The 24,691-nt window shown below is 69.5% G+C and carries 20 protein-coding genes; 14 read left to right on the top strand and 6 right to left on the bottom strand.

Going from position 1 to position 24,691, the window contains the following annotated elements:
* Positions 1-50 precede the first annotated feature (50 nt).
* Entirely contained in the window at positions 51-1,499 is a 1,449-nt protein-coding gene (locus tag ACFFII_RS09340) for a TrkH family potassium uptake protein (RefSeq protein WP_377698615.1), read from the top strand.
* Here the strand turns inward: ACFFII_RS09340 and ACFFII_RS09335 are convergent, their stop codons facing one another.
* Positions 1,500-2,882 carry a peptidoglycan-binding domain-containing protein gene (locus ACFFII_RS09335; protein WP_377698614.1) on the bottom strand — a complete coding sequence of 461 codons (1,383 nt, stop codon included), beginning with the start codon at positions 2,880-2,882 and terminating at the stop codon, positions 1,500-1,502.
* A 95-nt stretch (positions 2,883-2,977) separates the two neighbouring features.
* On the opposite strand from ACFFII_RS09335, the gene ACFFII_RS09330 reads away from it, so the two are divergent.
* The 7 genes from ACFFII_RS09330 to ACFFII_RS09300 all read left to right on the top strand — a co-directional run bounded on the left by ACFFII_RS09330 (position 2,978) and on the right by ACFFII_RS09300 (position 13,511).
* Positions 2,978-3,925: a glycine--tRNA ligase subunit alpha gene (locus ACFFII_RS09330; protein WP_377698613.1), complete on the top strand. Its 948-nt coding sequence runs from the start codon at positions 2,978-2,980 to the stop codon at positions 3,923-3,925.
* The gene (locus ACFFII_RS09325; RefSeq protein WP_377698612.1) at positions 3,922-4,404 is read left to right on the top strand and encodes a DUF6446 family protein; all 483 of its coding nucleotides are present in this window, start codon (positions 3,922-3,924) and stop codon (positions 4,402-4,404) included. Before ACFFII_RS09330 ends, ACFFII_RS09325 begins: the two co-directional genes overlap by 4 nt.
* A complete protein-coding gene (glyS, locus tag ACFFII_RS09320) occupies positions 4,401-6,698 on the top strand; it encodes a glycine--tRNA ligase subunit beta (protein ID WP_377698801.1) in 2,298 nt (765 codons plus the stop codon). The genes ACFFII_RS09325 and glyS overlap by 4 nt, the downstream gene beginning before the upstream one ends.
* Before the next feature lie 345 nt (positions 6,699-7,043).
* Positions 7,044-8,231, top strand: coding sequence for a kynureninase (kynU, locus tag ACFFII_RS09315; RefSeq protein WP_377698611.1), 1,188 nt, complete (start codon positions 7,044-7,046; stop codon positions 8,229-8,231).
* 71 nt (positions 8,232-8,302) lie between these two features.
* The gene (locus ACFFII_RS09310) at positions 8,303-9,355 is read left to right on the top strand and encodes an efflux RND transporter periplasmic adaptor subunit (RefSeq protein ID WP_377698610.1); all 1,053 of its coding nucleotides are present in this window, start codon (positions 8,303-8,305) and stop codon (positions 9,353-9,355) included.
* Positions 9,356-9,366: 11 nt separating this feature from the next.
* Complete coding sequence (locus tag ACFFII_RS09305) at positions 9,367-10,455, top strand: efflux RND transporter periplasmic adaptor subunit (RefSeq protein WP_377698609.1); 1,089 nt, start codon at positions 9,367-9,369, stop codon at positions 10,453-10,455.
* Positions 10,452-13,511 carry an efflux RND transporter permease subunit gene (locus ACFFII_RS09300; RefSeq protein WP_377698608.1) on the top strand — a complete coding sequence of 1,020 codons (3,060 nt, stop codon included), beginning with the start codon at positions 10,452-10,454 and terminating at the stop codon, positions 13,509-13,511. The genes ACFFII_RS09305 and ACFFII_RS09300 overlap by 4 nt, the downstream gene beginning before the upstream one ends.
* Before the next feature lie 3 nt (positions 13,512-13,514).
* On the opposite strand, the gene recQ is transcribed toward ACFFII_RS09300, so the two are convergent.
* Together recQ and ACFFII_RS09290 are read right to left on the bottom strand one after the other, a co-directional pair.
* Complete coding sequence (gene recQ / locus ACFFII_RS09295) at positions 13,515-15,536, bottom strand: DNA helicase RecQ (protein WP_377698607.1); 2,022 nt, start codon at positions 15,534-15,536, stop codon at positions 13,515-13,517.
* On the bottom strand, positions 15,536-15,829 hold the full coding sequence (locus tag ACFFII_RS09290) for a YggT family protein (protein ID WP_090751758.1): 294 nt from the start codon (positions 15,827-15,829) through the stop codon (positions 15,536-15,538). Before ACFFII_RS09290 ends, recQ begins: the two co-directional genes overlap by 1 nt.
* 142 nt (positions 15,830-15,971) lie before the next feature.
* Here ACFFII_RS09290 and ACFFII_RS09285 point away from each other — a divergent pair, with 142 nt between their 5' ends.
* From ACFFII_RS09285 to ACFFII_RS09265, 5 genes are all read left to right on the top strand, one after another.
* Complete coding sequence (locus tag ACFFII_RS09285; RefSeq protein ID WP_377698606.1) at positions 15,972-16,547, top strand: acyl-CoA thioesterase; 576 nt, start codon at positions 15,972-15,974, stop codon at positions 16,545-16,547.
* A 43-nt stretch (positions 16,548-16,590) separates the two neighbouring features.
* Positions 16,591-17,949, top strand: a complete 1,359-nt coding sequence (locus ACFFII_RS09280; RefSeq protein ID WP_377698605.1) for an MFS transporter — start codon at positions 16,591-16,593, stop codon at positions 17,947-17,949.
* A complete protein-coding gene (gene mepA / locus ACFFII_RS09275; RefSeq protein WP_377698604.1) occupies positions 17,946-18,803 on the top strand; it encodes a penicillin-insensitive murein endopeptidase in 858 nt (285 codons plus the stop codon). Before ACFFII_RS09280 ends, mepA begins: the two co-directional genes overlap by 4 nt.
* Positions 18,779-19,669, top strand: a complete 891-nt coding sequence (locus tag ACFFII_RS09270) for an esterase-like activity of phytase family protein (RefSeq protein ID WP_377698603.1) — start codon at positions 18,779-18,781, stop codon at positions 19,667-19,669. Before mepA ends, ACFFII_RS09270 begins: the two co-directional genes overlap by 25 nt.
* A 160-nt stretch (positions 19,670-19,829) precedes the next feature.
* Complete coding sequence (locus ACFFII_RS09265) at positions 19,830-20,435, top strand: queuosine precursor transporter (protein ID WP_377698602.1); 606 nt, start codon at positions 19,830-19,832, stop codon at positions 20,433-20,435.
* Between the two features lie 301 nt (positions 20,436-20,736).
* Here the strand turns inward: ACFFII_RS09265 and ACFFII_RS09260 are convergent, their stop codons facing one another.
* Positions 20,737-21,921 (bottom strand): acetyl-CoA C-acyltransferase family protein, encoded by a 1,185-nt coding sequence (locus ACFFII_RS09260; protein WP_377698600.1) that lies wholly within the window; start codon positions 21,919-21,921, stop codon positions 20,737-20,739.
* 182 nt (positions 21,922-22,103) lie between these two features.
* On the opposite strand from ACFFII_RS09260, the gene ACFFII_RS09255 reads away from it, so the two are divergent.
* Positions 22,104-22,691, top strand: coding sequence for a transglycosylase SLT domain-containing protein (locus ACFFII_RS09255; protein ID WP_377698599.1), 588 nt, complete (start codon positions 22,104-22,106; stop codon positions 22,689-22,691).
* 24 nt (positions 22,692-22,715) lie between these two features.
* Here ACFFII_RS09255 and ACFFII_RS09250 read toward each other — a convergent pair whose 3' ends face one another.
* Together ACFFII_RS09250 and ACFFII_RS09245 are read right to left on the bottom strand one after the other, a co-directional pair.
* Entirely contained in the window at positions 22,716-23,312 is a 597-nt protein-coding gene (locus ACFFII_RS09250; protein WP_377698598.1) for a LolA family protein, read from the bottom strand.
* Positions 23,313-23,403: 91 nt separating this feature from the next.
* Entirely contained in the window at positions 23,404-24,627 is a 1,224-nt protein-coding gene (locus ACFFII_RS09245) for an FAD-dependent monooxygenase (RefSeq protein WP_377698597.1), read from the bottom strand.
* Positions 24,628-24,691 lie beyond the last annotated feature (64 nt).

Raw genomic sequence — 24,691 nt, 5'->3', positions numbered from 1 at the left:
GCAAGCGGGCCGCGCTTGACCGGCGCAAGGCGCGGGGGCAGTCAGGCGGGATGATCGACATCCGCCCCGTCGTCCAGGCGATCTCAAAGCTTTCCGTCGCCATGGGCGGGCTCATGCTGCTGCCGGCCGCCGTGGACTGGAGCGTGGGCGACCCGAACTGGCGCGCCTTCGTGGCCTCGGCCTGCGGGACGGTCGTCCTGGGCCTGATGACCATGCTGGCGACGCGGGGCGGCGGCGGGCGGCTGCAGATCGAGCAGGCCTTTCTTCTGACCACGGGTCTCTGGATGGTGCTGCCGGTGCTGGGGGCGATTCCCTTCGTGCTGGGCGCGCCGGGGGCAAGCTGGACCGACGCGATGTTCGAATCGATGTCGGGCATGACCACGACCGGGGCCACGGCCTTCCGGAAGCTTGATGGCCTGCCGCTGGGCACGCATCTGTGGCGCGGCATCCTGCAATGGGCGGGAGGCCTGGGCATCGTCGTGGTCGCCATGGTGTTCCTGCCCATCATGCGGGTCGGCGGCATGCAGTTCTTCAAGTCCGAGGGCTTCGACACCATGGGCAAGGTCATGCCGCGGGCGGGCCAGATCGCGGCCGAGATGGCGCAGCTCTACCTCGGCATCACCATTGCCTGCGCCCTGGCCTATGCCGCGCTGGGAATGGGCGGCTTCGACGCGGTGATGCACGCGCTGACGACCTGCTCGACCGGCGGCTTCGGGCGCTATGACGCGAGCTTCGTCCCTTTCATCGGCCCCATCGAATATGCGGCGTCCTTTTTCACCATTCTGGCCTCGCTTCCCTTTGTGCGGATGCTGCAACTGGCGCATGGCGACCCTGGCCCGATCTGGCGCGACAGCCAGATCCGCGCCTACCTGGGCATCATCACCGCCATCTGCGGGCTGATCATGGCCTATGAGGCGATCTGGCGCGAGGTCGCGCCCTCCTTCGACTTGCTGCGCGAGGTGATCTTCAACGTCGTCACCATCATCTCGGGCACGGGCTTCGCCTCGGCCGACGTGACCCAATGGGGTCACCTGCCCTTCGTGCTGCTGGTGCTGGCGGGGCTGATCGGGGGCTGCACGGGATCGACGGTGTGCTCGATCAAGGTCTTCCGCTATCAGGTGCTGTTCGAGGCCCTGCGCGGGCAGCTGGTGCAGATGCACTCGCCCCATCGCGTTCGGCCCTTGCGGCTGCAGGGGCGCAGGCTGGACGCCGAGGTGGTCAACTCGGTCATGGCCTTCTTCACGCTGTTCGTGCTGACCTTCGGGGTGCTGATCGTGGCGCTGGCGCTGAGCGGGCTGCATTCCCGCACCGCCCTGACCGCCGCCTGGACCGCCATCGCCAACGTGGGCCCGATCTGGGGCCCCGAGGTGACGGCGAACGGTGGCGTCGCGGCCTTCCCCGAAACCTCGAAATGGCTGATGATCCTGGGAATGTATCTCGGTCGGCTGGAACTGATCACCGTCCTGGTCGTGCTGCTGCCGCGCTTCTGGCGGCAGTAGTCAGGCGGGATCGGTTCCGGCGGGGCCTTCCGCCTGTGGCGCAGGTTCCGGCGCCGGGGTCGCCCGCAGGCTGTCGAGGATTTCCGCCGCGACATGGGGCTGGTCGGCGGCGTCCATCACCGGCCAGATCAGCACGACGCCCTGGACGCGGCCATCGACGACCCGCGCCTCGGCCTGGCCGATATGGGTGTCGTTGCGCCCGATCAGCGAGGCGCGGCCCTGTGTCACCTGCCTCTCGGGCGAGGGCACCCAGCCCAGCGCGGTGACAAGGCCGGTGAAGTCCAGCATCTCCTGCTGGCCGCCCGGCGCGCCGTACAGGATCAGCGCCGCGCCGGATTCGTCCTTCGGCCCGTAGATCGACAGCCCCTGTTCGTTGCGGTCGAACTGCAGCCGGTCCATCGGCGCCATCAGCGACAGGCCCGACTGCGGGTCGTCCAGTTGCGTCAGCTTCATGTCCGTCCGCCACGCTTCGCGCCGATCGATCAGCGCGCGCATGGTTTCGGCCGCATCGGGCGAGGCGCGCAGGGACAACACCTCGGCCGCGATGGCGGCACGGGTCTGCGGACCGTCCTTGCCGTCGATCTCGCCGCTGTAATGGCCTGCCCAGCGCAGGGCGCGCTGGACGTCCTCCAGCGGCGGCATCTCGGCGCCGGGACCCGCCTGGGGCAGTTCGATGGCGCCTGCGGGCTCCAGCGGCTCGCCCAGGTCGTCGGGCGGCAGGACGGCGGCGAAGCGGCCCACCCGCTCGGCCCGGCGGAAGGCGCCCAGCCAGGCCTCGGCCACCTCGGCGGGCATGGGGCCCAGCGCAATGGCCAGGCCCCCGTCGGGCTGCTGGAACAGCCCGGCCTCGGGGAAATCCTCGCGCCAGGTCGCCAGCGCCGCATCCGCCGCCTCGCGCGTGTCGAAGCGCTGCAGGCGCAGGTAGTCGCCGGTCGGGGGCGCAATGACAGCCTCGGCGGCGGCCGTGTCAGGCGCAGGGCCTGCGGTTGCGTCGGCCGTGCCTGCGCCTTGGGGCGCGAAGGTCGAGGCTCCTGCCGCCGGACCCGCTTCGTCGGGCCGAGCGCCGGCAGTTCCCGCCACGGCAGCCGCAACCGGCTGCGCACCCTCGGGCACCGGCACGATGAAGCTGTCACCGGGGATCTCGCCCGCCGCGCTGAGGCGGGCAAGCTCGGCCTCGGCCTCCTCGCGCTCCATCGGCCCAAGACCGATGCCGGTCCAGCCGCCGGGCAGCGGGAAGCGCATCACCTCGGGGTAGCGCCGGGCCCAGCGGGCGATCATCGCCTCGGCCGCCACCGCGCGCTGCGCCTCGACCCGCAGCACCACGGGCTCGGCCAGCACCGCCCCCGGCAGCATCGCGCAGATCAGAAAGGCCAAGCCCCGCATCGGTCACACCCCTTGCCCCTGGGCCGATTGACCCGGCCCGGACCGCACCCTATGAGCGGCCTGCATTCGCGTCAGTTATGCGAAAGGACGCCGGGATGACCAGCCCCGAACAGGCCGACCGGCCATGCTGTTTCCAGGACGTGATCCTGCGCCTGCAGAGCTATTGGGCGGCCACCGGCTGCGCCATCCTGCAGCCCTATGACATGGAGGTGGGCGCGGGCACCTTCCACCCGGCGACCACGCTGCGGTCCCTGGGCACCCGCCCCTGGGCCGCGGCCTATGTGCAGCCCTCGCGCCGCCCGACCGACGGGCGCTATGGCGAGAACCCGAACCGGCTGCAGCATTACTATCAGTATCAGGTCATCATCAAACCCTCGCCCCCGAACCTGCAGGATCTTTACCTGGGCTCGCTGAAGGCGATCGGGCTCGACCCTCTGGTCCACGACGTCCGCTTCGTCGAGGACGACTGGGAATCCCCCACCCTCGGCGCCTGGGGCCTGGGCTGGGAGGTCTGGTGCGACGGCATGGAGGTGAGCCAGTTCACCTATTTCCAGCAGGTCGGCGGGCATGACTGCCGCCCTGTCTCGGGCGAGCTGACCTATGGCCTGGAACGGCTGGCGATGTATGTGCTGGGGGTCGAGCATGTCATGGACATGCCCTTCAATGCGCCCGATGCGCCGATCCCCCTGACCTACGGCGACATCTTCCGCCAGACGGAACGCGAATATTCCCGCTGGAACTTCGAGGTCGCCGACACCGAGATGCTGTTCCAGCACTTCAAGGACGCCGAGGCCGAATGCGCCCGCATCCTCGACGCGGCGGCGGAAGACAGCGCCGGGCGGCATATCCCGATGGCGCACCCGGCCTATGACCAGGCGATCAAGGCCAGCCACATCTTCAACCTGCTCGACGCGCGCGGCGTGATCTCGGTCACGGAACGGCAGGCCTATATCGGCCGCGTCCGGGCGCTGGCCAAGGCCTGCGCCGACCTGTTCGCCACGACCGAGGCCGCGACGGGCGCCAACGCGGGGGATGCGGCGTGACCAGCGGCAAGATCATGGCCTCGATGCTGGTGCTGGTGGCGGTGCTTGCGGGCGTCGCCGTCTGGTACCTGCAGGTTTATGGCTTCTACGAGGATGTCGACGAGATCACCGGCGCCTCGGACATGAGGGTGACGCTGCCCGACGGCTCGACCCGGCCCGTCGCGGTGTCGGACTTCAAGGCCATCGACGCCCAGTCCTCGCCCATCCGCTGGCGGGCCTGCTTCACGCTGGACCCGGCCGAGGTCGCGGACGCTGCCCCCTTCCCGACGGCCACGCCCCTGAACGGGCCGAACTGGTTCCAGTGCTATTCGGCCAAGGCCCTGACCGCCGACCTTGAGGCCGGGAACGCCCGTGCCATCCTGGGCCAGTCCGAGGTCCACCCCGACGTGGACCGCATCATCGCCGTCTATCCCGACGGCCGCGCCTTCGGCTGGCACCAGTTGAACGACAAGACCCCGGAACGCGGAGTGATGGACTGATGGACCTGCTGATCGAGCTGTTTTCCGAGGAAATCCCCGCCCGGATGCAGCCCCGCGCACGCGAGGACCTGAAGCGCCTGATCACCGACGGGCTGGTGGACGCAGGCCTGACCTATGCCTCGGCCGGGGCGTTTTCCACGCCGCGCCGGCTGGCGCTGGCGGTCGAGGGGCTGACGGCGGAATCGAAACCCGTGCGCGAGGAGCGCAAGGGTCCGCGCACCGACGCGCCCGAGAAGGCCATCGAGGGCTTCCTGCGCTCGACCGGCCTGACGCTGGACCAGCTGGAACGCCGCCCCGAGAAGAAGGGCGAGGTCTTCTTCGCCGTCATCGAAAAACCCGGCCGCAAGGCCGCCGAGATCGTGGCCGCGGTTCTTGAGGCCACCATCCGCGACTTTCCCTGGCCCAAGTCGATGCGCTGGGGAAGCGGCTCGCTGCGCTGGGTCCGCCCGCTGCATTCGATCATTGCGATCCTGTCCGACGAGGCCAGCGCGCAGGTCGTGCCGCTGACCGTGGATGGGATCGAGGCCGGCGACACGACGCGCGGCCACCGCTTCATGGCCCCCGACGCCTTCCGCGTGACGGGCTTCGACGACTATGCGGCCAAGCTGCGCCGCGCCAAGGTCATGCTCGACCCCGCCGAGCGCGAATCCGCGATCCGGCAGGAGGCCGCGAACCTCGCCTTTGCCCGCGGGTGGGAGATCGTGCCCGACGAGGGCCTGATGACGGAACTGGCCGGGCTGGTCGAATGGCCAGTGCCGCTGATGGGCGTGATCGAGGAGCGGTTCCTCGACCTGCCGCCCGAGGTGCTGCAGACCTCGATGAAGGAGCACCAGAAGTTCCTGTCCGCCCGCAACCCCAGGACGGGCCGGATCGAGGGCTATGTCACCGTCGCCAACATCGAGACGCCCGACGGCGGCGCGACGATCCTGGCCGGCAACCAGCGCGTCCTGGCCGCCCGCCTGTCCGACGCGGCCTTCTTCTGGGAGAACGATCTGCGCGAGGCCCGCGCGGGGATGCAGGCCTGGGCCGAGGGGCTGAAGTCCGTGACCTTCCACGCCAAGCTGGGCAGCCAGGCCGACCGGGTGGACCGCATCGCCGCGCTGGCTCGCGAGATCGCCCCCGCCGTGGGCGCGGACCCCGATCAGGCCGAGCAGGCGGCGAAGGTCGCCAAGCTGGACCTGCGCTCGGCGATGGTCGGCGAGTTCCCCGAGTTGCAGGGCACGATGGGCCGCTATTACGCGCAGGCCGCCGGGCTGCCTCAGGCGGTCGCGGACGCCGCCCGCGACCACTATTCGCCGCTGGGGCCCTCGGACGAGGTGCCGTCGGCGCCCGTCTCGGTCGCTGTGGCGCTGGCTGACAAGCTGGACACGCTGACCGGCTTCTGGCTCTACGGAGAAAAGCCAACAGGGAGTAAAGATCCCTTTGCGCTAAGGCGGGCAGCACTGGGCGTCATTCGTTTGATCCTAGAGCATGAGTTCCGCGTTGCTCTTTTCGATACTCTCAAGAAGGGCACAACGCCGCACCTCAGAAGGCCTGTAGCTGCACATGATACCAACTCCCTATCATGGCAGGACATCGACAATCTTCTGAGCGCGTTGAATGAGCGCATAGCTGCAAACGAAAGACCGGTTGTTGAGAATCCAGAGCAGTTGAGGGCATTGCCCGACCTGATCCAACAAGCTAAAAACGCAGACATAATCAGTGTAAGCGATGCCCTCAAAGCAGCAAGAGATGCTTTGTCAGAGCTTCGAACCTCAGGTGAAAGTGAAAGCGACCTCCTCGCCTTCCTCCACGACCGCCTCAAGGTCCATCTCCGCGACCAGGGCATCCGCCATGACGTGATCGACGCGGTGCTGGCGATGCCGGGGTCGGACGACCTTACGCTGGTCGTGCGCCGCGCGACCGCTCTGAACGGGATGCTGGGGTCCGAAGACGGGCCGAACCTGCTGCAGGGGCTCAAGCGCGCGGCCAACATCCTCGCCCAGGCCGAGGAAAAGGACGGCGTCGAATACTCCTTCGGCGCGGACCCGAAATTCGCGGAAACCGACGAGGAACGCGCGCTGTTCGCCGCGCTGGACGCCGCCGAACCGAAGATCGCCGCCGCCATGCGGGCCGAGGACTTCCCCGCCGCCATGTCGGCCATCGCGGCCCTCCGCGCCCCCATCGACGCCTTCTTCGAGGCCGTGCAGGTCAACACCGACAACCCGGTCGTCCGCCGCAACCGCCTGAACCTGCTGTCCCGCATCCGCGAGGCCGGCCGCCTGATCGCCGACTTCGGCCGGATCGAGGGGTGAGGGACGTTCGCAAACGGTCCAGTGGACCGTTTGCAGTCCCGAACGCCTGGAACGCAAGTGAAGGGCTGAGCTGGGCCGGGGGAAAGGTCCAGTGGACCTTTCCCCCGGCGAACGCCCGACGCGCAAGCGGTGGCCCGCAGGACGGCTGCAAACAGTCCGGTGGACCGTTTAGTCCTGCCGCGCCTTCTTTCCGCTGGTCGACGGCTTCCGAGGTCGTGACGCAACCCTGCGGACCGGTGCTTGTGGCATCGGGCCGCAAGCCCATGCATTATCGCGAAAATGATAGCGATACCCCATCTTGCAGCCGCCGGTTGCGCTGATAGCCTCGCGCCGAGGGAGAGATCCATGACCGACTTCGCCGCCACGCGCGACGCCTTCCACCTGCCGGACGGACTCACCTATCTCGACGGCAACTCGCTGGGGCCGATGCCGCGCCATGCTGCCGACCGGGTGGCGGCGATGATGCGGGACGAATGGGCCGGGATGCTCATCAGCGGCTGGAACCGGGCGGGCTGGTATGTGCAGCCGCGCAAGGTCGGCGACCGGATCGCGCGGCTGATCGGCGCGGGCGAGGGGCAGGTCATCATGGGCGACACGCTGTCGATCAAGGTCTTCCAGGCGGTCTCGGCCGCGCTGCGCATGCGGCCGGACCGGCGGGTGATCCTGTCGGACAGCGGCAACTTCCCCTCGGACCTTTACGTCGCGCAGGGGCTGGCCGAGACGGTCGGGGCCGAGTTGCGCGTCGTCGCCCCCGAGGAGGTCGCGGCGCACATCACCCCCGACCTGGCCGTGCTGATGCTGACCGAGGTCGATTACCGCACCGGGCGGCGGCACGACATGGCCGCCCTGACGGCCGCCGCGCATGAGGCGGGGGCGCTGACCGTCTGGGATCTCGCCCATTCGGCAGGGGCGGTGGACGTGGACCTGCTGGGCGCGGGCGCGGACTTCGCAGTGGGCTGCACCTACAAGTATCTTAACGGCGGCCCCGGCGCGCCGGCCTTCATCTGGGTTCATCCCGACCATGCCGAGACCGTTCGCCCCTGCCTGCAGGGCTGGATGGGTCACGCCCAGCCCTTTGCCTTCGACCAGGGCTACGCCCCCGCGCCGGGCATCGAGCGGATGCGGGTCGGCACCCCTCCGGTCATCGCGCTGGCGGCGCTGGACGCCGCCCTGGACGTCTGGGAGGGCGTGGACATGGCCACGCTGCGCGCCCGGTCCATCGAACTCAGCGAAGCCTTCATCGCGGGTGTCGAGGCTGCCTGCCCCGAACTGGTGCTGCATTCTCCACGCGACCCGGCCCAGCGCGGCAGCCAGGTGGGTTTCCGCCACCCGCAGGCCTATGCGGTGATGCAGGCGCTGATCGCGCAAGGGGTGGTCGGCGACTTCCGTGCGCCCGACGTGCTGCGCTTCGGGTTCGCACCGCTTTACAACGACATGGAGGACGTGGCCCGCGCGGTCGAGGTGCTGGCCGGGGTCCTGCGCCAAGGCCTCTGGGACCGGCCCGAGCATCACCGCCGCGCGGCGGTAACCTGACATGGCGGCCGTGGCTTCCCGTGCGACCCGGCTGGACCCATAAGGCCTCCATGCCGCCCAAGAGTCGCCGCTTGACCCTTCCCTTGCTTCTGGCCCTTTGCACCATGATCCTGCGGGCCGAAGCCGCTTGGGCCGCCGACGCCATTGCCGTCGAGATCGTCCCTGTCGAGGAACGGCCGCTCACCTTCGACATCAAGCTGACCGGCACCATCGCCGCCCAGGACAGCATCGACCTCTCCTTTCCGGCCGGGGGCAGGATCACCAGCATCCTCGTGCAGGCGGGCGACATGGTCAGGGGAGGCTATGCGCTGGCGCGCAGCGACGATGTCCAGCAGCAGCAGGCGCTGGTGCAGGCGCTGGCCGGGGTCGAGGCCGCCCAGGCCGCCGAGCAGCAGGCTGCCCAGGCCGCGGCCCGCACGGCCGAGTTGCTGCAGCGCGGTGTGGGCACGCGCGCGGCTGCCGATGCCGCCGACCAGGCGCTGGCCGCGGCAAGGGGCCAGCTGGAAAGCGCCCGCACCAGCCTCCGGCAGGCGCGGCGCGCCGTGCTCGACGCCGTGATCCGCGCGCCGCAGGCGGCGGTGGTGACCGCGCGCTGGGCCGAGCCAGGCCAGGTCGTGGGCGCCGCCCAGCCGATCCTGAGGCTGGCGGCGCTGACGCGGCTCGAGGCTGTGTTCCAGGTGCCTGATACGCCGCAGCTTGATGGCGCGGCGGATGCGCGCATCTCGCTGGTGCCGCTGGACCGGCCGGGGACCGAACTGACCGCCCGCGTCACCGAGATCGCGCCCCTGGTCGATCCGGCCACCGGCTCGGTCACGGTGCGCGCGGCGGTCGAAGGACCCTTCGACGCCAGCCTGCTGGGGGCGGCGGTGCAGGGCACGCTGCACATGCCCGCTGGAACCGGGATCGAGGTGCCATGGTCGGCGCTGAGCGCGGCGGGCCAGTCCCCGGCGGTCTGGCGCGTGGCCCCCGACGGCACCGTCGCCCTTGCCCCCGTGGAGATCGAGCGCTTCGCCACCGGCCGCGTGGTGCTGCGGTCGGGCGTGTCGCCCGGCGATTCGGTTGTGGGCGAGGGCTCGCACCTGATGTTTCCCGGCCGCCGCGTCGTGGCCGGAAAGGGGAGCTGAGGATGCGGCTGGTGGCGACCCTGATCCTTTGCCTGCTGGCGGGTGCGCCGGCATGGTCCTTCACCCTGCCCTTCGGAGGTGGCGAGCCGCAGGCGCCACCTGCCCCGGCTCGCCCCGTGGTGTCCGAGATCCTGGAAGCCGGCACGACCATTGCCGCGGTGCGCAGCATTCCCGGCGTCATCGCGGCGGCAACCGAGGTGCAGATGGCTTTCCAGACGCTGGGGCGGATGATCGAGCGGCCGGTGGACATCGGCGACCGCGTGAAGGCTGGTGACCTGCTGGCGCGGCTCGACCCCGAGGATCTGGCCGCCTCGACCCGGGCAGCCAAGGCGGCGCTGGCCTCGGCCGAGGTGGATCTGACCACGGCCCGGAACGCCGCCGACCGGGCGCGGTCGCTGGCAGAGCGCAACGTGGCCTCGATCGCGCAGCTGGAACAGGCCGAACGGGCCTTGTCGGGGGCGCGCTCGGCGGTGGAACAGGCCCGCGCCCGGCTGAAAAGCGCACGCGATGCGGAGGGGTACGCGGTGATGAGGGCGCCTATTGGCGGCGTGGTCAGCGCCATCCGCGCCGCCCCCGGCGCGGTCGTGGCAGCGGGCGATCCGGTCCTGACGCTGTCTTCCGAGGACGAGCTTGAAGCGCGGGTGGACCTGACCGAGGCAGAGCTGTTCAGCGTCGTGCCGGGGACCGAGTTCCTCATCACGCGCGAGCAGGGGGACGCGCAGCCGATCCGCGGGCGCGTGGGCCGAATCTCTCCCGTGGCCGATCCGCAGACCCGGACGCGGCGCGTCCATATCGCCCTGCCGAAGGGCAGCGGCCTGAGGCTGGGCAGCCTGGTCCGGGCCAGCCGCCTGGCGGGGCCGGCCGTGGCCCTGACCATTCCCGCGACCGCCCTTCTGAACTCGCCCGAAGGCCCCGCCGTCTGGGTCGTCGAGCGCCAAGGGGAAACCGCCCATGTGGCGCTCAATCTCGTGGCGCCGGGCGTGCGCGTCGGCGACCGCATCGAGGTCATCAAGGGGTTGGCCCCCGGGGCCGAGATCGTCATCCGGGGCGTGCATTCCCTGACGGACGGCCAGCCCGTCGGCCGCAGGGTCGCGCCATGATCCGCCAGCGCCGCTTCAACCTGTCGGACTGGGCGCTGAAGCACCGCTCTCTGGTGTGGTTCCTGCTGATCGTGTCGATGGTCGCGGGGGTCATGGCCTACCGCAATCTCGGGCGCGAGGAAGACCCCAGTTTCACCGTCAAGGTCATGGTGGTCAGCGCCGCCATGCCCGGCGCCACCACCGACGAGATGCTGGAACAGGTCACCGACCGGATCGAGACCAAGCTGGAGGAACTCGACGAGCTGAAGATGACCCGCTCGGTCACGATGCCGGGGCAGGCGGTGGTCTACGTCGAGCTGCTGGACAGCGTGCGCGGGCAGGACGTGCGGCGCGCCTGGCAGCGCGTCCGCCACATGCTGACCGACCTGCGCCCCGAGTTCCCGCAGGAATTCGCGGGCCTTCAGTTTAACGACAGCTTCGGCGACGTTTACGGCAACATCTACGCCTTCACGGCCGACGGCTTCACCTCGCGCGAACTGCGCGACCGGATCGAGGACATCCGCAAGCAGGTCCAGGCGCTGCCGGCCTCGGGCAAGACCGGGCTGATGGGCGTGCGCGAGGAACAGATCTACATCGAGTTCTCCTCGGCCCGGCTGGCGGCCTTCGGGCTGAACGAAGCCCAGGTCCTGCAAAGCTTGGCCGCGCAGAACGCCATCGCCCAGTCGGGCATCGTGCAGGCCGGCGACGAACAGGTGCTGGTGCGCGTGGGGGGCCAGTTCGACACCGCCGAGGCCATTGCCGCCGTCAACCTGCGGATCGGCGACCGCTTCTTCAACCTGGGTGAGGTGGCCACGGTGCGCCGCGGCTATGCCGACCCGCCCGCCAGCATCTTCCGCTACAACGGAAAAGAGGCCGTCGCCCTGCGGATCGCCATGCGCCAGGGCGAGAACATCCAGACCTTCGGAGCCGAGCTTGATCTCCTGATGGAGAAGATCGCGCGGGACCTGCCCATCGGCATCGAGATGCACAAGTTCGCCGACCAGCCCCATGTCGTGGCCGAGGCTGTGGGCCATTTCGTGCAGGCGCTGGCCGAGGCCGTGGCGATCGTGCTTCTGGTCAGCTTCATCAGCCTCGGGCTGCGGGCGGGCTTCGTCGTGGCGCTGACGATCCCGCTGGTGCTGGCGATCACCTTCGTGATCCTCGACATCTGGGGGATCACGCTGCAGCGGATCTCGCTGGGGGCGCTGATCATCGCGCTGGGGCTCCTGGTCGATGACGCGATGATCGCCATCGAGACGATGATCTCGCGGCTGGAGCTTGGCGAAAGCCTGACCGAGGCTGCCAGCTACGCCTGGACCTCGATCGCCTTCCCGATGCTGACGGGGACGCTTGTCACGGTCGCGGGCTTCATCCCCATCGGGCTGAACAGCTCGGCGGCGGGCGAGTTCACCTTCTCGCTGTTTGTCGTGATCGCCGTGTCGCTGCTGGTCAGCTGGATCGTGGCGGTGCTGTTCGCGCCGCTTCTGGGCGTGACCTTCCTGCCCCGCACGCTCAGGCATCACGCCGGCCGCGCGGGTCCCCTGCGCCGGGCCTTCCATGGCATGCTGCGGACGGCCATGCGGTTCCGGTGGACAGCCGTGGCGCTGACCTTTGCGCTGTTTGCGGGCTCGGTTTGGGGAATGCGCTTCGTCGAACAGCAGTTCTTCCCGGCCTCGGACCGGCCCGAGGTGATGATCGACATCACCGAACGCCACAACGCCTCGATCGCGCGCACCGACGGCTCGGTGGCGCGACTGGACGCCTTTCTCGCGGACCAGCCCGAGGCGCTGTTCTGGACCAGCTACGTGGGCCGGGGCGCGCCGCGCTTCGTGCTGGCGATGGACGTGCCGACGCCGGGGCCCTTCATGGGGCAGATCGTGGTCCAGACACCCGACATCGAGGCCCGCGACGCGCTGAAGGAAAAGCTCGCCGCCTTCGCCGCGTCCGAGATGATCGGCACCGACATCTACCTGAAGAACCTCGAGATCGGCCCGCCCGTGGGCAAGCCCGTGCAATACCGCGTCAGCGCCGACGATCCGGCCGAGGCGCGGGACGCCGCACGCAGTCTCGCCGCCCTTCTGGCCGAAGAACCGCGCCTGCGCGACATCACCCTGGACTGGAACGAGCCCGCCCGCGTGGTCCGCGTCGAGGTGGACCAGGACCGCGCCCGCCAGCTTGGCCTGTCCAGCGCGGACATCTCGAACGCGCTGTCGGCGCTGTTCTCGGGCAAGATCGTCACGCAGCTGCGCGACGGGATCTTCCTGATCGACGTGGTGGCGCGTGGCGAGGAGGCCGACCGGCAGTCGCTGGAATCGATCCAGAACCTCGAGCTTTCCCGGCCCACGGGCACGCCCATCCCGCTCGCCGCGCTGGCACGGCTGAGCTACGACACCGAGCAGCCGGTCATCATGCAGCGCGACGGCCGACCCACGGTGACCGTCAAGGCGGCGGTTGCGACCGACGACCAGCCCGCGACGCTGGTGGCGGCGCTGGCGCCGCGCGTGGCGGATTATGCGGCCGGCCTGCCGCCCACGGTCGCCATCGCCATCGGCGGCACGGTGGAAAGCTCGGCCGAAAGCCAGCAGCCGATCGCGGCGGTGGTGCCGCTGATGCTGCTGATCATGGCGACGCTGGTGATGATCCAGACGCAGAGCTTCCGCCTGTCGCTGATCGTCTTCGCCGCCGCGCCCCTGGGCCTGATCGGCGTGGTGGCGACGCTGGTGCCTTTCCGCGTGCCGATGGGCTTTGTCGCCATCCTCGGCATCCTTGCGCTGATCGGCATCCTGATCCGCAACTCGATCATTCTGGTTCACGAAATCCAGGCGCTGCTGGCCCAGGGCCGCAGCCAATGGCAGGCGGTGTTCGAGGCCTCGGACAGCCGCGCCCGGCCGATCCTGCTGACAGCGGCGGCCGCGAGCCTCGCGCTGATCCCGATCTCAAGGCAGGTGTTCTGGGGACCGATGGCCTTCGCGATGATGGGCGGCATCATCGCGGGCACGCTGATCACGCTGCTGTTCGTGCCGGCGCTCTATTGCGTGGTGTTCCGGGTGAAGAAGCCCGAGGGAGGAGCGGACTGAGCCTCAGCCCTCGGCGATTTCCTGCGCGAAGGCCGCGCCGAAGCGGTCGAGCCGCGCGGGGTCCAGATAGCGCGACAGGTCGCGGGGCCGGTCCTCGGCGATGCGGCGCAACTGGCTGGCGGTCAGCGACAAGGGCTTTTCGGTACCGTCCTCGCCTCGGGAAAGCCGCTGCGCCGTCTCGGCCAGCCGGTCGTAAAGCGCGGCCGAGGCACGGCCCGCAAGCGCCCGGCGCGCCGGATGCATCTCTGGCACCTCGCCCCCGATGACGGACAGGAAGGCCGCGCCGTAGCTTTCCAGCTTCTTGGCGCCGACGCCGCCGATGCGGGCCATCTCGTCCAGGGTCGAGGGCCGCGCCTGCGCCATCTCGATCAGGGTGCGGTCGGGGAAGATGACATAGGCGGGCACCCGCTGCGCCTCGGCCAGCGCCCGGCGCTTGGCCTTCAGCGCCGAGAGGAGCGGCGCGTCCTCGTCGTCCACCTGCGTGCGGACCACGGTGGCGGGCTTGGCGCGCCGGATCAGGTCGTGGCGCAGGGTGACGAGGGTTTCGCCGCGCAGCACCGGATGGGCGGCGGCAGTGATGCGCAGGCCCCCGTGGCGTTCGGGGTCGGGGCGGATCAGGTCGTGGCCCAGCATCTGGCGCAGGATCGCCTGCCATTCGGCCTTGGACGTGGCCTTGCCGACACCGAAGGTCGGCAGCTTGTCATGGCCGCGCTGGGTGATCTTGTCGGTGACGTTGCCGGTCAGCACATCGATGATATGGCCCTGCCCGAACCATTCGCCCGTCCGCAGGATCGCGGACAACGCCATCCGCACCGGCTGGGTCGCGTCGAAGACCTCGGGCGGCGTATCGCAGAGGTCGCAGTTGCCGCAGGGCTCGGCGGCTTCGCCGAAGTAGGCGAGCAGGTGCTGGCGGCGGCAGCCCGTCGCCTCGGCCAGTCCCAGAAGGGCATTCAGGCGGCCGTGGTCGGCTTCCTTCCGCTCGGCCGGGGCAAGCCCTTCGTCGACCTGAGTCCGGCGCAGGCGGATGTCGTCGGGGCCGTAAAGCGTCAGGGTCTCGGCGGGCGCCCCGTCACGGCCGGCGCGGCCGATCTCCTGGTAATAGGACTCGATCGACTTCGGCAGGTCGGCGTGCGCCACCCAGCGGATGTCGGGCTTGTCGATGCCCATGCCGAAGGCGACGGTGGCGGTGACAACCAGCCCGTCCTCGCGCTGGAAGCGGGCCTCGACCTCGCGGCGGGTCTCGGCCTCCATCCCGCCGTGATAGGCGACGGCGGGGATGCCTTGGGCGTTCAGCGCGGCTTCCAGCGTTTCCGTCTTGGCGCGGGTGGCGCAGTAGATGATGCCGGACTGGCCGCGGCGGGCGGCGGCAAAGTCCATGATCTGCCGGCGCGGACTGTCCTTGGGCTGGAAGGCCAGGTGGATGTTCGGCCGGTCGAAGCCGCGCAGGAAGGTCAGGGGCGCACGGCCGTCGAACAGCCGCGCGACGATCTCGTCCCGAGTCTCGGCGTCGGCCGTGGCGGTGAAGGCGGCCAGCGGCACGCCCAACGCGCTCCTCAGGTCGCCCACGCGCAGGTAGTCGGGGCGGAAGTCGTGGCCCCACTGGCTGACGCAATGCGCCTCGTCCACGGCGATGGCCGTCACGCCCGCGCGCTTGAGCATCGGGACGGTCGCGCCCGAGGCCAGCCGTTCCGGCGCCATGTAGAGCAGCTTGAGGCTCCGCTCGGACAGCGCCCGGAAGACCTCGTCGCTTTCCTCCTCGGTATTGCCCGATGTCAGGGCGCCCGCGGCCACCCCGGCCTCGCGCAGGGACCGCACCTGGTCCCGCATCAGGGCGATCAGCGGCGAGATGACGACCGTCACGCCGTCCCGCATCAAGGCGGGCAGCTGGTAGCACAGCGACTTGCCGCCGCCTGTGGGCATGATCGCCAGCACGTCGCGGCCCTCGGCCACGGCCTCGACGATCTCCTGCTGGCCGGGGCGGAAGCCGTCGAAGCCCCAGACCTGCCGCAGCAAGTCGGTCGGCATCAGTAGCCCAGGAAGAACCCGGCGTTGTTCACCAGCGCCCGCTGCAGGATGATGATGCCGATGAAGACCACCAGCGGCGCGAGATCCAGGCCGCCGAGATCCGGCAGGATGTTGCGGATCGGGCGATACAGCGGCTCCAGCAGGCGCGACAGCCCGTCCCAGACCTGCCGCACCAGCGGCTGGCGCAGGTTCAGCACGTCGAAGTTGATCAGCCACGACATGATGATATGCGCGATCATGATGAACCACAGCACATCCAGGATCAGCATCAGCGCCTGAAACAACGTCGTCATCCGTGGTCCGTCCTTTTCCGCATCTCGGCCCGAGGTAGGCGAGCCCGCCCCCTCGCGCAAGCGCCCGCACGCAATGCCGCGCCGTCGTGATTGACGCGCGCCGCCCGCCCCCTTAGCGCAGGGGCGGAAAAGGAGCCGGCCCATGTATCCCATCCTGCGCTTCCTGGGCGAGGTCGCCTCGGCCCGCCGCGCCCCCCGGCTGGGGCCCCTGGAGCCCCACGTCTCGACACACCGCATCTCTCCGCTCGACCTCGACCCGTGGTGGGAACTGAACAACGGCCGGACGCTGACGATCTACGATCTGGGCCGGATCCCCATGGCGATCCGGCTGGGGATCACCGACACGCTGAAGGCGAACGGCTGGGGCTTCACGGTCGCCGGCAACACGGTGCGCTATCGCCGCCGGATCAAGGCCTTCCAGCGCGTCACCCAGGTCTCGCGCACGATCGGCTGGGACGACCGCTTCGTCTATATGGAGCAGTCGATGTGGGCCAGGGGCGACTGCCTGAACCACATGCTGCTGCGCGTGGCCATCGTCGGCGGCAGCGCCCGCAAGGGGCTGGTCTCGCCTGCCGAGTTCATGGCCGCCCTGGGTTATTCCGACCCCAGCCCGCCCCTGCCCGACTGGGTGACGGCCTGGATCGAGGCCGACGCCCGGCGCCCCTGGCCGCCCGTCCTGCCGGAAACGACCGAGCGCACGGACGACTTGCCAGCCTGAGCGACTTTGCGCCTTATGCGCCCGGATGAGCATGAGGGGCGCGATGGACCGCAAACGCATCTGGGGCTGGTGGTTCTTCGACTTCGCCAGCCAGCCCTATGCCACCCTTCTGCTGACCTTCATCTTCTCGATCTACTTCGCCGAGGTGGGAAGCGGGCGCTTCGTCCTGGACGGCCTGGACCCCGCGCTTGCCGGAGCGAAGGCGCAAGCTTTGTGGGGCTGGGGGCTGGCCGCCTCAGGCATGGTCATCGCGCTGCTGGCCCCGATCCTCGGCACCGTGGCCGACACCACGGGGCGACGGATGCCGTGGATCCGGCTCTTCTCTGCCTTCTATGTCGCGGGCGCGGCGGGGCTGTGGTTTCTTGCGCCCGACGGGAACGGTCTGGTGCTGGCGCTGGCCTGCTTTGGCCTCGGCCTGATCGGGATGGAATTCGCCACGATCTTCACCAACGCCCTGATGCCGACGCTGGGCAGGCGGGAGGAGATCGGCCGCATCTCGGGCTCGGGCTTCGCCTTCGGCTATGTCGGGGGCGTCCTGGCGCTGGCGCTGATGCTGGGGCTGTTCGCGGAAAGCGCCGTGACCGGGCTCACCCTGCTGGGGAACCCGCCCGCCTTGGGACTGGACGGTGCCGAGCGGGAGGGGACGCGCTTCGTCGGTCCCTTCACGGCCCTGTGGTATCTCGTCTTCATGATCCCCTTCTTCGTCTGGGTGCGTGAGCCGCGCGGCACCTCCCGGCCGCTGCAACTGGGCCGTGCGATGCGCGAGTTCGGCGCGTTGCTGCGCAGCCTGCGGCACCGGCGCTCGCTGGCGTCCTGGCTGCTGTCGTCGATGTTCTCGCGCGATGCGCTGAATGCGCTTTACGGCTTCGGGGGCGTCTATGCGGGCACGGTGCTGGGCTGGCCGGTGATCCTGTCGGGGATCTTCGGCGTCGTCAGCGCCGTGTCGGCTGCGGTCATCTGCTGGCTCGGGGGCCGCGCCGACCGGCGCTGGGGGCCGCGCCCCGTGATCGCCGCCTGCACGCTGGTGCTGATCGCCGTCTGCCTTCTGGTCGTGGGCATGGACCGGACCAGCATCTTCGGCGTCGCGCTTCCCCCCGGCTCGCGCCTGCCCGACGCGCTGTTCTTCGCCTGCGGCGTCGCCATCGGCGGCGCGGGCGGCGTGGTGCAGGCGGCCAGCCGGACCATGATGGTGCGTCACACCTCGGCCGAGCGCGCAACGGGCGCCTTCGGCCTTTATGCGCTGTCGGGCAAGGCCACGGCCTTCCTTGCGCCGACGCTGATCGCCGTTGTCACCACGGCCACAGGCAACCAGCGGCTGGGCATCTCGCCCCTGATCGTGATGTTCCTTCTGTCGCTCGCCCTGCTAAGCTGGGTCAAACCAGAGGGAGAACCCGAGCAGTGATCCGCAAGTTCAAGTCCATGCTGGCCGCGCTGGCCCTGTCGGCCCTTGCCCTGCCCGCGTCGGCGGACCCGCTGGCCAAGGACGTCTTCGGTTCGTTCCGCCAGTCGAACGGCGGCCCGGCGGGGGCCTTTGGCGGCTATTCGCGGGGCTGCGCCACCGGCAACATCCCGCTGCCCGAAACGGGCCCGACCTGGCAGGCGATGCGGCTGTCGCGCAACCGCAACTGGGGACATCCGCAACTGGTCGATTTCCTCGTTGGCCTGTCGCAGCAGGCGACCCGCTACGGCTGGGCCGGGCTTTACATCGGCGACATGAGCCAGCCGATGGGGGGGCCCATGACCTCGGGGCACGCGAGCCACCAGATCGGGCTGGATGCCGACATCTGGATGCTGCCGCCCTCGTCCCTGCGGCTGACGCCCTCGCAGCGGGAAAACCTGTCCTCGCAATCGGTGGTGGCGAAGAACGGCATCCGTCCCAGCCCGCTCTGGTCGGCCAGCCACCATGCCATCATCCGTGCCGCCGCGTCCGACCCGCGCGTGGCGCGCATCTTCGTCGATCCGGTCGCCAAGCTGGCGATGTGCCAGTCCGAGCGCGGCAACCGCGCCTATCTGCGCAAGATCCGCCCCATCAACGCGCATGACTATCACTTCCACGTCCGCCTCGCCTGCCCCAACCAGGGCTGCGAGAACCAGGCGCCCCCGCCTCCCGGAGACGGCTGCGAGGAAGCCGCGCAGTGGATCCGAAACCGCATCGACCCGCCGCCGCCCGCCCCCGCCGACCCGAACTACCGCCATCCCCGCACCTACCGGCTGAGCGAGCTTCCCCGGACATGCCAGGCCCTCGTCGCGCGCTGATCGCGGCGGCGCTGGCATGGGGGCTGTCGGCGCCCGCCCATGCCGCCGCCCTGATCGTAGATTACTTGGGCACCCATGTCTGGACAGGGAACGACGAGGATTTCGGCGGCTTCTCGGGGATCGAGATGTCGGCGGACGGGCGCAGCTACATGGCGCTGTCGGACCGGGGCACGGTCCGCTGGGGCAGCATCGAGCGCGACAACCAGGGCCGCATCCGCACGCTGTCCACCGCGGGCCGGGCACGCCTGCAGGACAGCACCGGCACCAAGCTGAAGCCGGGCTATCTGGGCGATGCCGAGGGGCTGGCGATCGACGCCGAGGGGCGGATGTATGTCAGCTTCGAGGGGCTGGACCGGATCGCCCGCTTCAACGACCCCGACGGCCCGGCCGAGCGGATCCCCCCCGCCTCCGCCTTCAAGGCGCTGGTCCGCAACGCAGGGCTCGAGGCGCTGGCGATTACGCCCGAGGGCGATCTTCTGACCATGCCGGAACGGTGGGAATCGTCGGAGCCCCTGACCCCCGTCTGGCGCTTCCGGGACGGGACCTGGTCCACCGCCTTCCATCTGCCCCGCGACGAGGTCTGGGCCCCGGTCGGCGCCGACGTCGGGCCGGACGGCAAGCTTTACGTCCTTGAACGCGACTTCCGGGGCCTGCGCGGCTTCGCCAGCCGCGTGCGCCGCTATGCGATGGAGGGCGACAAGATCGGCCCGCCCGAGCATATCCTGACCACCAGCCTGATGCAGTTCGACAACCTCGAAGGCATCGCCGTCTGGGCCGACGGCCAGGGCATCCGCATCACCATGGTCTCGGACGACAACTTCCTGTTCGTCCAGCGCACCGAACTGGTCGAATACCGGGTGCGGTGAAGCCTCCCCTTGCTCTTCTTCGCCCAAATATCCCGGGGAGCGCGTAGCGCGGGGCGAAGCCCCCTCTTTCTTGACTTCGCTCCCCTCGCGGCATAGGCGCCCCTTGTTCCGCCCTTGCGGGGCCGAGTTCTTCCGCCACCTTGTAAAACGGAAACCATCCATGCGCCCGATCCTTCCCGCCATCCTGGCGATGGCCGCGACCGTGCTCGCCTCGAACATCCTTGTGCAGTTCCGCCTGGGCGACTGGCTCACCTGGGGGGCGCTGACCTATCCGGTGGCTTTCCTCGTCACCGACATCACCAACCGCATCCACGGTCTTCAGGCCGCGCGCCGGGTGGTGGTGGCGGGCTTCGTGATCGGCGTCCTCTGCTCGCTGGCGGCGGCGGCAGGCGGCACGACGACGCTGCGCATCGCCGTGGCCTCGGGCGCCGCCTTCCTGCTGGCACAGTTGCTGGACGTGTGGATTTTCGATCGCCTGCGTCACCACACCTGGTGGCAGGCGCCGTTCCTGTCCTCGGTCGTGGGGTCGGTGCTGGACACGGTGCTGTTCTTCACCATCGCCTTTGCCGTCTTCCTGCCGGCCGACGCCAACACCGGCTGGTCGAACGAGGCCGTGCCGCTGCTGGGCACGGGCCCGCTTGCGCCGCTGTGGGTGTCTTTGGGAATTGCCGACTGGATGTGCAAGATGACCCTTGCCGTGCTGGCTCTTGTGCCCTTCCGGGTGCTGGTCCGCAAAATCTTGTCTGCGCCGGTCCGCAGCTATTGACTTGTTGCCCGCCTGTGCCAACCTCAACCCTACGAGCAACATTGAAAGGAGGTGGTCCAGTGTCGAGAGTGATGTTGGAGAGAGGTGCCGGGACAGTACGGGGGACCAGCGCCTGAGGGCAGCCCCAAGGGTGCAGAACCCGTGTCTGGGACGGATCATCCATCCCTAACCGGACCATCTTCCTGATCTCGCGGGCCGTTCCCAGGGGGCGGCCCGTTCGGTTTCCCGGGCGCTCGTCAGGCGCCCATGAAAAAACCCCGGCCGCGTATCCACGGCCGGGGTTCCTTTTTGTCGAAAGGCGTCAGACGCGCTCGATTGCCAGCGCGATGCCCTGGCCGCCGCCGATGCACATGGTGATCAGCCCGTACTTGCCGCCCGTGCGCTCAAGCTCATAGAGCGCCTTGACCGTCAGGATCGCGCCGGTGGCGCCGATCGGGTGGCCCAGCGCGATTGCGCCGCCGTTCGGGTTCACCTTGGATGCATCGAGCCCGAGCCCCTTGTTCACCGCCAGCGCCTGAGCCGCGAAAGCCTCGTTCGATTCGATCACGTCGAAGTCGTCCACGGTCAGGCCGATCTTTTCCATCAGCTTCTGGACGGCCGGGATCGGGCCGATGCCCATGACCTCGGGGCGCACGCCCGCATGGGCATAGCCCAGCAGCTTCGCGCGCGGCTTGAGGCCCGCGCGTTCGGCCGCTTCCGCGCGCGCCAGAACGATGGCGGCCGCGCCGTCGTTGATGCCGCTGGCGTTCCCGGCGGTGACGCTGCCGCCGTCCTTCTTGAAGGCAGGGCGCAGGCCCGCCAGCGCCTCGGCCGAGGTCTGCTTGGGATGCTCGTCGGTGTCGAAGCTGATCACGCCCTTGCGGGTCTTGATCTGGATCGGGACGATCTGGTCCTTGAAGCGGCCCTCGGCGATGGCCTCGGCGGCGCGCTTCTGGCTTTCCAGCGCAAAGGCATCCTGCTCGTCACGGCTGATCTGGTGCTCGGCGGCGACGTTTTCCGCCGTCACGCCCATGTGGCCCGTGCCCATCGGGTCGGTCAGCGCCCCCACCATCATGTCCAGCGCCTGCTGGTCGCCCATCTTGGCGCCGTGGCGCATGGACGGAATGATGAAGGGCCCGCGGCTCATGCTTTCGGCGCCGCCCGCCAGCGCGAAGTCCGCATCCCCCAGCATCAGCGACTGCGCGGCCGAGGCGATGGCCTGCGCGCCCGAGCCGCAAAGCCGGTTCACGTTCATCGCCGGGGTGGTTTCCGGGATGCCCGCGTTCAGCATCGCCACCCGGGACAGGTACATGTCGCGCGGCTCGGTGTTGATGACATGGCCATAGGCCACGTTGCCGATCTGGTCGGGCGTGACGCCCGCCCGGGCCATCGCCTCTTTCGCGACCGTGGTCGCAAGCTCGATCGGCGGAACGCTTGCCAGGCTGCCACCGAAACCGCCGATCGCGGTTCGCACGCCCGACAGGATCACGATGTCGCTGTCTGCCATTCTGAATCTCCCCCTCGGACAAGATTGTCGTCCGAGATTAGCGACTGCATCCCACGGGATACAAGGGAAACCCGGCAGGCTGCCGCCGCGCAGCGTTGCCCCTTCTGACGCAAAGGCGATTTTACAGGGCGACGCGAGGCCCTAAGATGCCCTCAAAAGAAAAGAACCCGAGGGCACAGGCAATGAACACCTATCTGAAGCTGGCCATCGTCATGCTGGTCGCGTCCTGCGGGGGCGGCGGCGGGAACTTCAAGGCGCCGCGCGACCTGGACAACGCCTGCTCGATCGTGGCCCAGCGCCCGGCCTACCTGCGCGCCATGAAGGCGGCGGAACGCCGCTGGGGCGTGCCGGTCGCGGTGCAGATGGCCTCGATCCACCAGGAATCGAAGTTCATCGGCGATGCCCGGACGCCGCACCAGTATGCGCTGGGGATCATCCCCATCGGCCGGCAAAGCTCGGCCTACGGCTATTCGCAGGCGCTGGACGGCACCTGGGAGGAATACCTGAAATCCACCGGCAAGCGCCGCGCGCGCCGCGACGACATCCGCGACGCCACCGATTTCATGGGATGGTACATGCACAACACCGCGCAGGCGCTGGGCGTGTCCAAGGCGGACGCGGCGAACCAGTATCTGGCCTATCACGAGGGGCGCTCGGGCTATGCGCGGGGCAGCCACTTGTCCAAGACCTGGCTGCTGGGCGTCGCGGGGCAGGTGCAGCAGCGCGCAGTCATGTACCAGGCGCAGCTTTCGGCCTGCGGCCGGGCCTGAGCCCGGCCACAGGAGCCCGGCGCCTCAGCGCCGGCGCTCGACCTCGGAGGTGATGGAAAAGCGCGAGGGCGGGATCTGCACGCCCTTCTGCATCTCGCCCAGGATCACCGTCGTCTTCTTGCCGGTGTCATCGGTCACGACCCACTGGCGCAGCTCGGTCGGATTGGCCGTGAAGACCATCTGGATGTTGCCGTATTCCGGGTGCTGGGGGTCCTGGGCGGTCACCACCGTGGTGTTCTTGCGCTCGCTGTGCCCGATGACCGAGCCGTTGCGGGCCAGGTTCACATTGTCGGCCAGGATGATGTTCAGCGGCGTGCGCGACAGCGGATACTGCTGGGCGCCGGTGTTCGACTTCCTGTCGAAGACCGCGACCTGTCCGCCCGAGGCCAGCACCAGCGTGCTGTCGCCCTTGTATTCGAAGCGCACCCGTCCGGGGCGGTGGATGAAGACGCGGCCCGGCGTGACCGAGCCATCGGCATTCACCTGGGTGAAGTCGGCCACCACCGTCTTGAGACCGTTGAGATAGCGCGAGATTTCATTGAGCGAGATCTTCTCGGCCGCCGCGGGCAGCGCGAAGACCAGGGCGAAGGCGGGCGCAAGAGCGAGAGAGCGAAGGTTCATGAGCGAAGTGATACCGCCTTTCCAAGGACTTGCACGTCACGAAACAGGGACGGCACCGCCCCGAACGCTCGCGCGCAAGTGAGGGTTCCGGTTACAGCGGGCGGCCCGTCAGCAGCCGGGGCATGGGCGCCACCGACAGCCCCGCCGCCTGCCGCATGAAGGCGCGGCGTAGGGGCGCAATGGCCGTGACAAGGCCCATCCCCAGGCCCCGCGCGCCCCGCAGGACAGGAAGGTCGTTGGAAAACAGCCGGTTTACCGTGTCCATCCCCAGCCCCAGAGCGGTCGCGTCGAATCGCCGCCAGCGCTGATAGCGGTCCAGCACGTCGGGGGCGCCGATGTCCTCGCCGCGCCGGGCGGCTTCCACCACGACCTCGGCCAGGGCGGCCACGTCCCGCAGCCCGAGGTTCAGCCCCTGCCCCGCGATCGGATGGACGCCATGCGCGGCATCGCCCACCAGCGCCACGCGCGGGGCGACGTAGGACTCAGCGAGGCTGAGGCTCAGCGGATAGGAGAATCGCGGTCCCGCCAGCCGGATCTCGCCCAGATAGTCGCCGAAGCGCGGGCGCAGGACCTCCAGGAACTCCTCGTCCGGCAGGGCGGCGATGGCACGGGCGTTCTCGTCTGTCTCGGACCAGACGATCGAGCTGCGGTTACCCGGCAGGGGCAGGATCGCCAGCGGCCCGGTCGGCATGAAATACTGCCAGGCGGTGCCGTCGTGGGGCCGTTCATGATCGACCGCGCAGACCAGCGCCGTCTGGCCGTAGCCATGCCCGCGCCGGGTGATCCCCGCCCGGCTCGCCACGCCCGAGCCGCGTCCGTCCGCGCCGACCAGCAGCCGCCCCGTCAGCTCGCGTCCGTCGTCCAGCGTGACGGCGACATGGCCGGGGCGCTCCTCCTGCCCCGTGACCTGCCGGCCGGGCAGATGGGTGACGCGCCCTTCCATCGCCTCGACCAGCGCCCCGTAAAGGAAGCGGTCCTCGAGCATGTGGCCGACCGGGCCTTCCTCGATCTCGGCCGAATCGAAGATCAGGTGGAACGGCCCCGCGCCCTCGCCCGGCTGCCCCTGTGCCGCCTCGACCCGCAGGATCGGCTGCGCCTTGTCGGCCAGCCCGCCCCACAGCCCCAGCGCCGTCAGCAGCCGCCGCGAGGCCAGGGCCAGCGCATAGGCGCGCCCGTCGAAGCCTTCCCCGGCCCGATCGCGGGCAGGACGCGCGTCGATGACGGCGACGGACAGCCCCGTCCGGGCCAGCGCAAGCGCCAGCGCGGGCCCGTTCAGCCCGCCTCCGGCAATGATGATGTCATGATCCACGGTCATGCCCGCACCCTATCCTGCGGCCCGGCCACGGTCCATGAGGCGCATGCCACCGCGCTCCATCTTC

Source organism: Paracoccus niistensis (assembly GCF_042432925.1).
Taxonomy (GTDB): domain Bacteria; phylum Pseudomonadota; class Alphaproteobacteria; order Rhodobacterales; family Rhodobacteraceae; genus Paracoccus; species Paracoccus niistensis.
This window is presented reverse-complemented; position numbering and strand designations above follow the sequence as displayed.

Coding starts and splice junctions, on each gene's coding strand:
- recQ (WP_377698607.1), bottom strand. CDS start 15,536: ATGCCGACCGACTTGCTGCGGCAGGTCTGGGGCTTCGACGGCTTCCGC.
- ACFFII_RS09280 (WP_377698605.1), top strand. CDS start 16,591: ATGGACCGCAAACGCATCTGGGGCTGGTGGTTCTTCGACTTCGCCAGC.
- ACFFII_RS09290 (WP_090751758.1), bottom strand. CDS start 15,829: ATGACGACGTTGTTTCAGGCGCTGATGCTGATCCTGGATGTGCTGTGG.
- ACFFII_RS09265 (WP_377698602.1), top strand. CDS start 19,830: ATGCGCCCGATCCTTCCCGCCATCCTGGCGATGGCCGCGACCGTGCTC.
- ACFFII_RS09330 (WP_377698613.1), top strand. CDS start 2,978: ATGACCAGCCCCGAACAGGCCGACCGGCCATGCTGTTTCCAGGACGTG.
- kynU (WP_377698611.1), top strand. CDS start 7,044: ATGACCGACTTCGCCGCCACGCGCGACGCCTTCCACCTGCCGGACGGA.
- ACFFII_RS09260 (WP_377698600.1), bottom strand. CDS start 21,921: ATGGCAGACAGCGACATCGTGATCCTGTCGGGCGTGCGAACCGCGATC.
- ACFFII_RS09340 (WP_377698615.1), top strand. CDS start 51: ATGATCGACATCCGCCCCGTCGTCCAGGCGATCTCAAAGCTTTCCGTC.
- ACFFII_RS09255 (WP_377698599.1), top strand. CDS start 22,104: ATGAACACCTATCTGAAGCTGGCCATCGTCATGCTGGTCGCGTCCTGC.
- ACFFII_RS09285 (WP_377698606.1), top strand. CDS start 15,972: ATGTATCCCATCCTGCGCTTCCTGGGCGAGGTCGCCTCGGCCCGCCGC.
- ACFFII_RS09270 (WP_377698603.1), top strand. CDS start 18,779: ATGCCAGGCCCTCGTCGCGCGCTGATCGCGGCGGCGCTGGCATGGGGG.
- ACFFII_RS09335 (WP_377698614.1), bottom strand. CDS start 2,882: ATGCGGGGCTTGGCCTTTCTGATCTGCGCGATGCTGCCGGGGGCGGTG.
- ACFFII_RS09300 (WP_377698608.1), top strand. CDS start 10,452: ATGATCCGCCAGCGCCGCTTCAACCTGTCGGACTGGGCGCTGAAGCAC.
- ACFFII_RS09250 (WP_377698598.1), bottom strand. CDS start 23,312: ATGAACCTTCGCTCTCTCGCTCTTGCGCCCGCCTTCGCCCTGGTCTTC.
- ACFFII_RS09245 (WP_377698597.1), bottom strand. CDS start 24,627: ATGACCGTGGATCATGACATCATCATTGCCGGAGGCGGGCTGAACGGG.